Source organism: Candidatus Allofournierella excrementigallinarum (assembly GCF_944388085.1).
Classification (GTDB): Bacteria; Bacillota; Clostridia; order Oscillospirales; family Ruminococcaceae; genus Allofournierella_A; species Allofournierella_A excrementigallinarum.
In genome coordinates this window covers 1-8899 of record NZ_CALXHK010000069.1, presented here as the reverse complement: position 1 = coordinate 8899, position 8899 = coordinate 1, and the positions used below count along the sequence as shown (strand labels likewise).

Annotated in this window: 10 protein-coding genes; 8 read left to right on the top strand and 2 right to left on the bottom strand. The window is 64.7% G+C overall.

Going from position 1 to position 8899, the window contains the following annotated elements; translation table 11 throughout:
• Positions 1-115 precede the first annotated feature (115 nt).
• The 3 genes from ACH2AT_RS10095 (at position 116) to ACH2AT_RS10085 (ending at position 3792) form a co-directional block, all read left to right on the top strand.
• The gene (locus ACH2AT_RS10095; RefSeq protein WP_394965731.1) at positions 116-1537 is read left to right on the top strand and encodes an APC family permease; all 1422 of its coding nucleotides are present in this window, start codon (positions 116-118) and stop codon (positions 1535-1537) included.
• Between the two features lie 67 nt (positions 1538-1604).
• Positions 1605-2402, top strand: coding sequence for an SDR family oxidoreductase UcpA (gene ucpA / locus ACH2AT_RS10090; protein ID WP_394965729.1), 798 nt, complete (start codon positions 1605-1607; stop codon positions 2400-2402).
• 130 nt (positions 2403-2532) lie between these two features.
• On the top strand, positions 2533-3792 hold the full coding sequence (locus tag ACH2AT_RS10085) for a Gfo/Idh/MocA family protein (RefSeq protein WP_394965727.1): 1260 nt from the start codon (positions 2533-2535) through the stop codon (positions 3790-3792).
• A gap of 60 nt (positions 3793-3852) precedes the next feature.
• On the opposite strand, the gene ACH2AT_RS10080 is transcribed toward ACH2AT_RS10085, so the two are convergent.
• Positions 3853-4098 carry a hypothetical protein gene (locus tag ACH2AT_RS10080; RefSeq protein ID WP_394965726.1) on the bottom strand — a complete coding sequence of 82 codons (246 nt, stop codon included), beginning with the start codon at positions 4096-4098 and terminating at the stop codon, positions 3853-3855.
• Between the two features lie 360 nt (positions 4099-4458).
• Between ACH2AT_RS10080 and ACH2AT_RS10075 the strand changes: the two genes are divergently transcribed.
• Both ACH2AT_RS10075 and ACH2AT_RS10070 read left to right on the top strand, forming a co-directional pair.
• Positions 4459-5151, top strand: coding sequence for an iron-sulfur cluster assembly scaffold protein (locus tag ACH2AT_RS10075; protein ID WP_177521490.1), 693 nt, complete (start codon positions 4459-4461; stop codon positions 5149-5151).
• 18 nt (positions 5152-5169) lie between these two features.
• Positions 5170-6162, top strand: a complete 993-nt coding sequence (locus ACH2AT_RS10070; RefSeq protein ID WP_394965724.1) for a GGGtGRT protein — start codon at positions 5170-5172, stop codon at positions 6160-6162.
• Between the two features lie 78 nt (positions 6163-6240).
• Here ACH2AT_RS10070 and ACH2AT_RS10065 read toward each other — a convergent pair whose 3' ends face one another.
• Positions 6241-6423 (bottom strand): ferredoxin, encoded by a 183-nt coding sequence (locus ACH2AT_RS10065; RefSeq protein ID WP_394965722.1) that lies wholly within the window; start codon positions 6421-6423, stop codon positions 6241-6243.
• A gap of 156 nt (positions 6424-6579) precedes the next feature.
• Between ACH2AT_RS10065 and ACH2AT_RS10060 the strand changes: the two genes are divergently transcribed.
• The 3 genes from ACH2AT_RS10060 to rbr form a co-directional block, all read left to right on the top strand.
• On the top strand, positions 6580-6972 hold the full coding sequence (locus ACH2AT_RS10060; protein ID WP_394965733.1) for a transposase: 393 nt from the start codon (positions 6580-6582) through the stop codon (positions 6970-6972).
• Between the two features lie 46 nt (positions 6973-7018).
• The gene (locus tag ACH2AT_RS10055) at positions 7019-8317 is read left to right on the top strand and encodes an ABC transporter substrate-binding protein (RefSeq protein WP_394965720.1); all 1299 of its coding nucleotides are present in this window, start codon (positions 7019-7021) and stop codon (positions 8315-8317) included.
• 94 nt (positions 8318-8411) lie between these two features.
• Positions 8412-8899 (top strand): rubrerythrin (gene rbr, locus ACH2AT_RS10050; protein WP_394965718.1); only part of this gene is annotated, 488 nt, incomplete at its 3' end.

Below are 8899 nucleotides of genomic sequence, written 5' to 3'. Positions count from 1 at the left end.
GGATGGTCTGCGTCAACTGGAAGAAGCACCCCGTGGAGATCGAAACTCCCGACGGTGTCAAGACGTTCTAAGCTCCGTTTTCTGAGCGCGAGACAAAAAGACGGAGTGATATAGAATGCCTGAACAGAACAATGTGGAGACCCAGCCCACCGGTTTGAAGAAGAGCCTGCGCCTTGTCTACGTTTACGCCATCGCTGCGGGCGCCATCTTCACCTTCATCGGCTACTGGGACACCATCTTCTACGAGTACTGCGGCGCGGGCACCTTCCTGGGCTTTGCGCTGATGACCCTTCTGATCCTGCCCATCGCCATGGTCTACTGTGAGCTGGCGCCCCTCTTCCCCAAGGCGGGCGGCGAGCTTATCTACAACACCGTGGGCATCAACAAGCATGTGGGCTTCTTCTCCTCATGGCTGATCATGGCCGCCTGGATCGCGGTGCCGCCCTCGGCGGTCATGGCCATCGTGCAGTGGCTGTTCCATGTGCTGCACGTGCCCACCAGCTTCATGCTGATCGAGGTGGTGGCCCTGGTGAGCCTGGTGGGCTACTGCATCCTGAGCCTGCAGAATGTGGAGATCGCCGGCAAGATCCAGCTGTACATGCTGATGTTCGCCATCGGCGGCTGCCTGGTTGCCACCGTCGCCTTCCTGTTCTCCGGCGTGTGGAGCTGGGACAACTTCCAGAACTTCTTCTACACCCAGGTGGAAGGCCACTTCGGCATCCCCGGCTGGATCATCGGCATGGCGCTGCTGATCACCCCCTTCTTCGGGTTTGAAACGGTGCCCCAGATGGTGGAGGAAGGCGACTTCCCCATCAAGGAATCCAACAAGGCCATCCTGGGCTCCATCGTCACCTGCGGCGTCATCTACGCGCTGTTCTTCTTCGGCCTGGGCGGCATGCCTGTGCAGCCCCTGGTGGAGGAAGGCGGCGCCGCGGTGGGCGGCTTCCTGGCGATCACCATGATGGAGCAGCTGGGCGGCGGCTGGGGCGTTTTCGCGGTGGTGTTCGGCGTGGCGGCCATCCTGTGCGCCATCGGCACCTGCCTGCTGGGCTTCTGGCTTTCCACCGTGCGGCTGTTGTACGCCATGGGCGAGAACAACTTCCTGCCCAAGGTGTTCACCAAGGTCAACCGCCACCAGCAGCCCATCCTGCCCAACATCCTGCTGCTGGCCATCTCGCTGGTGTTCCTGCTTTTGCAGAACGCCACCACCTTCATGAACGACTTCTTCAACCTGATGAGCTTCGGCTGCGCCTGCGCTTACGCCATCACCATGATCAGCGCCATGCGCATCCACAAGCACCATCCCGAGCTGGCCTCCTCCTACAAACTCAAGGGCGGCAGCTTCACCCGGGTGCTGGCGCTCATCATCTCCGTGGCCATCGCTTTCTTCTGCACCCTGGGCCAGAGCGCCGGCTCCTGGAAGAGCTTCGGCATCTACATCGGCATCGGCGCTTTGCTGTGGCTGTGGATGGTGCTGGTGAACTGGAAGAAGCACAAGGTCACCGTCGAAACGGTGGCCGGCACCAAGGAGTATTGATCCCATCGTAACCGGGCGGCTTTTTGAAGCCGCATGGCTTATACAACAGAAAAGGAGAGACTTAAAAATGGCAAAATTGGATGGTAAAGTTGCACTGATCACCGGCGCTGCCGTGGGTCTGGGCGAGGGTATCGCCACCGCTTATGCCAAGTACGGCGCCAAACTGATCATGGTGGACCTGGACCCCCATGTGGAAGAGACCGCTGAGAAGCTGCGCAAGGAGTACGGCAGCGAGATCGTGACCGTTGTGGCCAACGTGGCCGACCGCGAGCAGATGGACGCCGCCGCCAAGAAGGGCGTGGACGCCTTCGGCGAGATCAACGTTGCCTGCTGCAACGCCGGCGTCTGCCGCCTGGCTCCCTTCGAGGAGATGGACGACAAGACCCGCGATTTCCACATCGACGTGAACATCAAGGGCGTTTGGAACACCTGCAAGGCCGTTATTCCTTACATGCTCAAGCAGGGCGGCGGCAACATCGTCATCGCCTCCTCCGTCACCGGCGACATCGTGGCCGACGCCGGCGAGGCCGCTTACGCCATGACCAAGGCCGCCCTGGTCGGCCTGACCAAGTGCCTGGCCGTGGAATACGCCGCCCGCAACATCCGCGTGAACTGCTCTCAGCTGGGCTATGCCCGCACCCCGATGGTGGAGAAGATGGCCATGGAGTCCAACCCCAACGACCCCGAGAGCGCCATCAACGACATCGCCGTGGGCGTGCCCATGAAGCGCCTGGCGAAGCCCATCGAGGTCGGCGAGCTGTTCGCCTTCCTGGGCAGCGACGAGTCCAGCTACCTGACTGGTTCTCAGATCGTCATCGACGGCGGCAGCACCCTGCCCGAGACCATGTCCATCGGCACCAACTGAGCTTTCTCCTAAAACGGACATACGCAAAAAGGCCGCCGGCTTTTGCCGGCGGCCTTTTTGCGCCCTCCGGGCTGGCCATCGCCGCCGGAAGGGTGTATACTGGAACGAGAAAAGGGGGAGAAAGGATAAAATGAGAGACTCATTCACCGCCGCGCTGATCGGCCTGGGCAATCGGGGCAAGGACGCCTATCTGCCGGAGCTTTTGAAATTCGGCGGCAGGGTGCGCGTCACCGCCATCGCCGAGCCGGTGGACGAAAAGCGCATCGAGGCGGCAAAGCTGCTGGGCCTTGCCCCGGAGCAGTGCTTCAAGACCGGGGAGGAGCTGCTGGCCGGGCCCCGGCTGGCGGACGCCGCGGTCATCGCCACCATGGACCGGCAGCATGTGCCCCATGCCATCCCCGCGCTGGAAAAGGGCTACGACCTTCTGCTGGAAAAGCCGGTCTCTCCCAGCCTGGAAGAGTGTGACCGGCTGGCCGAAGTTGCCCGCAGAACGGGCCGGCGGGTGGTGGTGTGCCATGTGCTGCGCTACACCGCCTTTTATAAAAAGGTGAAAGAGCTGCTGGACGCGGGCACCGTGGGGGACGTGGTGACCATCCAGGCCATCGAGAACGTGGGCTACTGGCACCAGGCCCACAGCTTTGTGCGGGGCAACTGGCGCCGCGCCGGCGAAAGCAGCCCCATGCTGCTGCAAAAGTGCTGCCACGACCTGGACCTCTACCTCTGGCTGGCGGGCAAGAGCGCGAAGCGGGTGAGCTCCTTCGGCTCCAATTCCTTCTTCAACGCCGCCCATGCCCCGAAAGGCGCGGCGGCCCGGTGCCTGGACGGCTGCGCCGCCAAGGCGGACTGCCCCTTCGACGCGGAGAAAATTTATCTCACCAATGCCGCCACCGGCATCGACGCGGGCAATGACGGCTGGCCCTGCGAGGTGCTGGCCGCCCACCCCGCCCACGATTCGGTGCTCCAGGCAATCCGCACCGGCCCCTACGGCCGCTGCGTGTTCGCCTGCGACAACGACGTGGTGGACCATCAGGTGGTGAACGTGGAGATGACCGACGGCAGCACCTTGGGCTTCACCATGACCGGCTTCACCGAGCACAACACCCGCTTCGCCCGCTTCTTTGGCACGGCGGGGGAGCTCTCCGCCGACCTTCTAAGCGGCTGCATCACCCTCACGCCCTTCGGAAAGCCGGCGCAGGTGTTCCACGCCGACGCGGCCGGGGGCCACAGCGGCGGCGACGCCGGCCTTGTGAAGGCCTTCGTGGAGCTGATGCTGGGCGGCGAGCCGGGCCCCGGACTCACCAGCCTGGACGCCTCGCTGGAAAGCCACCGCATCGCCCTGGCCGCCGAAAAAAGCCGCCTTGCGGGCGGCGCGGCGGTGGAGCTGCAGTAAAACAACAAAAAAGCGGCGGACCAAAGGGCCCGCCGCTTTTTGTGCGCTTTTGTGCGTTTTTTACTTCTCGCCGAACAGGTTGAAACGGAACAGCCGGCTCTCGTCCTCAGGGTCGCTGCACTCGAACTGGGCCGAGGCGATCTGGCCGCCCTTGATCAGGCTGGTGAAACCCAGGATCTGGCACAGCTTGCTCTTCAGGTTCAGCCGGTCGCCCTCGGGGGTGACCATGTAGACATCGCCCTTGCAGGAGGCCAGGACCTCGCTGAAAGCGCTCACGTCAAAATTGTTCACATTGATGCGATCCATAGTAAATGACCTCTCTTTCTCGTTTGTGGGGGCTCGGGGCCCCGCGGCCTTCTGCCGCCATACTTTCCCGGAAAGCGGCGCCCTCCGCCGGCTTTCCTCGCCCATACTATAGCACAGACCTTGTGGAAATGCAACAATCAAATTATAAAAATTTTGTAGAAATGCCCAAACAAATTGCACGATTGGCGGTCCACCCAAAAACCGCCGCGGCCGGGGGGCAAAATTTGTGGCGCGCGGCGGCAAAAGCCGGGCAAAACGCCTTGAAAAAAGGGCGTTTTTTGCCTATAATGGATTCTGCGGAACATTGTGCAAACCATCACAATACAGCCTGCAGTACGAAGAGCAAAGGAGAGAACGAACATGACCTATTCGCATGAAGTAGAGCGTATGTGTCCTCTGACCAAAGGGCCCCATCACGGCCCCGCCCCTATCCCTGAGGAGGGCAACTGGGTCAAGGCCTACGAGATCAAGGACATTTCCGGTCTGACCCACGGCGTGGGCTGGTGCGCCCCCCAGCAGGGCACATGCAAGCTGACCCTGAACGTGAAGCAGGGCGTCATTGAAGAGGCCCTGGTGGAGACCATCGGCTGCTCCGGCATGACCCACTCCGCCGCCATGGCCGGCGAGATCCTGCCCGGCAAGACCATCCTGGAGGCTCTGAACACCGACCTGGTGTGCGACGCCATCAACGTTGCCATGCGTGAGCTGTTCCTGCAGATCGTCTACGGCCGCAGCCAGACCGCTTTCAGCGAGGACGGCCTGCCCATCGGCGCCGGCCTGGAGGACCTGGGCAAGGGCCTGCGCAGCATGACCGGCACCATCTTCTCCACCAAGGCCAAGGGCGTTCGCTACCTGGAGCTCACCGAGGGCTATATCCTGAAGCTGGCGCTGGACGAGAACAACGAGGTCACCGGCTACCAGTTCGTGCGTCTGGGCAAGATGCTGGAGGCGATCCGCCACGGCGAGGACCCCAAGACCGCTTACGAGAAGAACATCGGCACCTACGGCCGGTTCGATGGCGCTGCGAAGTACATCGACCCGCGGGAAGAGTAAGAGGGGAGGAGTTACACAATGGCTACTTTTGAATCTATGGACCGCCGCATGCCCAAGATCGAGGCGTGCCTCGCGGCCAACGGGCTGGAAAGCCTGGACGCCTGCCGCGATATGCTGCTGGCCAAGGGCATCGACTGCGACGCCATCGTCAAGGGCGTGCAGCCCATCTGCTTTGAGAACGCTGTGTGGGCCTACACCCTGGGCACCGCCATCGCTGTGAAGCGCGGCCTGAAAAACGCCGCCGACTGCGCCGCCGCCATCGGCGAGGGCCTGGAGGCCTTCACCATCCCCGGCTCGGTGGCAGAGCAGCGCCAGGTGGGCCTGGGCCACGGCAACCTGGGCGCCATGCTGCTGCGCGATGAGACCAAGTGCTTCGCCTTCCTGGCCGGCCACGAGTCCTTCGCCGCCGCCGAGGGCGCCATCGGCATCGCCCGCACCGCCAACAAGGCCCGCAAGACCCCGCTGCGCGTCATCCTGAACGGCCTGGGCAAGGACGCCGCCTATATCATCAGCCGCATCAACGGCTTCACCTACGTGGAGACTGACTACGACTTCAAGACCGGCGAGCTGAAGGTCGTGCGCGAGAAGGCCTTCTCCGACGGCGAGCGCGCCGCCGTGAAGTGCTACGGCGCCAACGACGTGCTGGAAGGCGTTGCCATCATGAAGAAGGAGGCCGTTGAGGTCTCCATCACCGGCAACTCCACCAACCCCACCCGCTTCCAGCATCTGGTGGCCGGCACCTACAAGAAGTGGGCCATCGAGAACGGCAAGAAGTACTTCTCCGTCGCTTCCGGCGGCGGCACCGGCCGCACCCTGCATCCCGACAACGTGGCCGCCGGCCCCGCCAGCTACGGCCTGACCGACTCCATGGGCCGTATGCACGGCGATGCTCAGTTCGCCGGTTCCAGCTCCGTGCCCGCCCACGTTGAGATGATGGGCCTCATCGGCATGGGCAACAACCCCATGGTGGGCGCCACCGTGGCCTGCGCCGTGGCTGCCAGCCAGGTGTGAGCTTCGCGCTTCATCGCTGAATAACGGCAAAAGCCGGTATGGCCTTCGGGCCATACCGGCTTTTTCTGTGTCCGGCGGTCACTCGGCGCGGATGACATTTGCCGGGCAGTTTCCGGCGGCCTCGCGGGCGGATTCCTCGTCGGCGGGGCCGGGCTGTGCGACCACACAGGCCAGACCCTCAGCGTTCATCTCAAACACCGCCGGGCAGGTGGAGGCGCACAGGCCGCAGCCGATGCAGCCGGGTTCAATGAAAACATGCATGGTCCATCTCTCCTTGTTCGTTTTGGCGGAGCCGGACGGCCCCGCACCGGGAGTATGGCCCGCGGACCGGAGGCTGAATCACCCGCCCTTTGTTTTGCGGCCGGATTGTGGTACAATAGAAAAAAGCGCCGAAAGGGGCGGTGTGCCGTGTATGAGATGGCCCAGATGCAGTTGACGGTGTATGACTTTGTGCAGCCCTTCGGGGGCGCGCTGGACGAGGACAACCGCTGGGTGCGCCTTGCCAAAAAGATCGACTGGCTGAAGCTGGAAAAGCAGTATGCCGCCCACTTCGGCAAGGGCGGCGCGGTGGCCCTGCCCCTGCGCATGGCCTTCGGCAGCCTGGTCATCCGGGCGGCGCTGGGCCTCTCCGACCGGCAGACGGTGGAGCTCATCCGGGAGGACCCCTATCTGCAATACTTCATCGGCCTGCCCGCCTTCACCACCGAAGCGCCCTTCTCCGCCCGCAGCATGGCCGCCTTCCGGCGGCGCATCCCCCAAAGCCAGGTGACGAAGGCGGTGCGGCTGTTCAAAAAGATCTCCCGCGGGTGACCCGTTGAAAGGCCGCCGCATATCCTGAGCAAAGGAGGCGGGCGCCATGCCGCCAGAAAAACATGTGTTCCGGGCAGGTGACGCGCCCGCCGGGGGCGAACTGCGCCAGCAGGGGGGCAAGACCGTCTTCCGCGCCGGGGGCGCAAAGAGGGAAAAGCGGGGCAAAAAGCCCGCCGCCCCCCGCCAGGAGGCCCCGGCCCGTCAGGAGCCCCCCGTCCGGCGGGAGGCCCCGTCCCGGCCCGTGAAACTGCGGCGGAACGCCGCGGCCCCGGGGCATGCGGCCCCCGCGGGTGAAACGGCAGGCGGCGCGGCCCCGAAAGCGGCCCCGGCTCCCGCACCCAAAGCGGCCGCCTCCCGGCCCCGGCGGCGCGGCTCCCGCACGCCCCTCATCGTGCTGGGCAGCCTGCTGGCGCTGCTGGTGGTGTGCCTCGCAGGCTGGGCGCTGGACGTGCCCGCCCGGCTGGAAGGGCTGACGCTGCCCGGCGGCTCGTCCGCCCCCGCCGAGATCAAGGAAGGGCAGGACTGGCCCGCCATGGTGGGCGACCGGCTGGTGAGCGAAAAGCCGGAAAAAGTGGTGAGCCTCTCGCCCATGATCACCGAGGCGCTGCTGAGCCTGCCGGGGCATGAGGCCCTGTGCGCCGTCACCGAATACTGCGACGCCCGCTCCACCGGCCTTGCCACCGTGGGCACGCCGCTGCTGCCCCGCACCGAGGACATCATCGCCCTTGCGCCGGACTACGTCCTCTGCCAGACCCCTCTCGCCGGCCCGGTGCAGGCCGAGCTGGAGCAGGCGGGGGTGGAGGTCATCCAGATGGGCGCCCCGGCGGACCTTGCCGCCCTGCGGGAATTCTACGGCCAGCTGGGGGCGCTGCTGAGGGGCAACGAGACCGGCCGCGCTCTGGGCTGCGGCGTGATCGACCGGCTGGAGAGCACCCTCGCCGCCTACGACGCCGCCCTGCCGGAAAAAGCCACGGCGCTGCTGCTGCCGGACCTGTCCGGCCTTGCCGCCACCGCCGACACCGCCGAGTGGGCCCTGCTGGGGCAGGTGTTCCGCCATCCGCTGCCCGACGCCGCCGGCTGGCTGGCGGGGGCCGAGTGCCTCGCCGACGAGGATGCGGAGAACGACCTGGCCGAGATCCGCGCCGCCGACCCGGACGTGCTGCTGGTGGCCGGCGCCGTTTCCCCCGAGGAGCTTTCCGCCGCCCTGGGCGATCTGCGGGCGGTGCAAAACGGCGCGGTGGTCTATGTGGACCTGCGCCTCACCGAGACCCTGTCGCCCCGGCTGGTGTTCGCCATCGCGGACGCCGCCGCCCTGGCCTACCCGGAGCTTGCGGCAGCCTCTTGACTTTTGCCCCGGGCGGGTGTAAGATAGAGACATAAACAAGAATTGTTCCTACAAAATGCGACAGATCCATCAAAATTAATTGGAGGTATTGACCATGCAACTGAAAGGTTCCAAGACTGAAGCCAATCTGATGACCGCCTTTGCCGGCGAGAGCCAGGCTTACACCAAGTACGGCTACTACGCCTCCAAGGCCAAGAAGGAAGGCTACAACGAGCTGGCCGACGTGTTCGCCGAGACCGCGGGCAACGAGAAGGAGCACGCCAAGATCTGGTTCAAGCTGCTGCACGACGGCATGCCCGACACCCTGGCCAACCTGGCGGACGCCGCCGCCGGCGAGAACTATGAGTGGACCGACATGTACGCCGGTTTCGCCGCCACCGCCGAGGAGGAGGGCTTTGGGCGCATCGCCCAGCTGTTCCGCATGGTGGGCGCCATCGAGAAGGAGCACGAGCAGCGCTACCGCGAGGTGAAGAAGCTGCTGGAAGAGGGCCGCCTGTTCGCCCGCGAGACCGAGCAGGTGTGGATCTGCACCAACTGCGGCCACATCCACATCGGCACCCATGCCCCCGAGAAGTGCCCGGT

Coding starts and splice junctions, on each gene's coding strand:
- ACH2AT_RS10055 (WP_394965720.1), top strand. CDS start 7,019: ATGCCGCCAGAAAAACATGTGTTCCGGGCAGGTGACGCGCCCGCCGGG.
- ucpA (WP_394965729.1), top strand. CDS start 1,605: ATGGCAAAATTGGATGGTAAAGTTGCACTGATCACCGGCGCTGCCGTG.
- ACH2AT_RS10075 (WP_177521490.1), top strand. CDS start 4,459: ATGACCTATTCGCATGAAGTAGAGCGTATGTGTCCTCTGACCAAAGGG.
- ACH2AT_RS10095 (WP_394965731.1), top strand. CDS start 116: ATGCCTGAACAGAACAATGTGGAGACCCAGCCCACCGGTTTGAAGAAG.
- ACH2AT_RS10080 (WP_394965726.1), bottom strand. CDS start 4,098: ATGGATCGCATCAATGTGAACAATTTTGACGTGAGCGCTTTCAGCGAG.
- ACH2AT_RS10085 (WP_394965727.1), top strand. CDS start 2,533: ATGAGAGACTCATTCACCGCCGCGCTGATCGGCCTGGGCAATCGGGGC.
- ACH2AT_RS10070 (WP_394965724.1), top strand. CDS start 5,170: ATGGCTACTTTTGAATCTATGGACCGCCGCATGCCCAAGATCGAGGCG.
- ACH2AT_RS10060 (WP_394965733.1), top strand. CDS start 6,580: ATGGCCCAGATGCAGTTGACGGTGTATGACTTTGTGCAGCCCTTCGGG.
- ACH2AT_RS10065 (WP_394965722.1), bottom strand. CDS start 6,423: ATGCATGTTTTCATTGAACCCGGCTGCATCGGCTGCGGCCTGTGCGCC.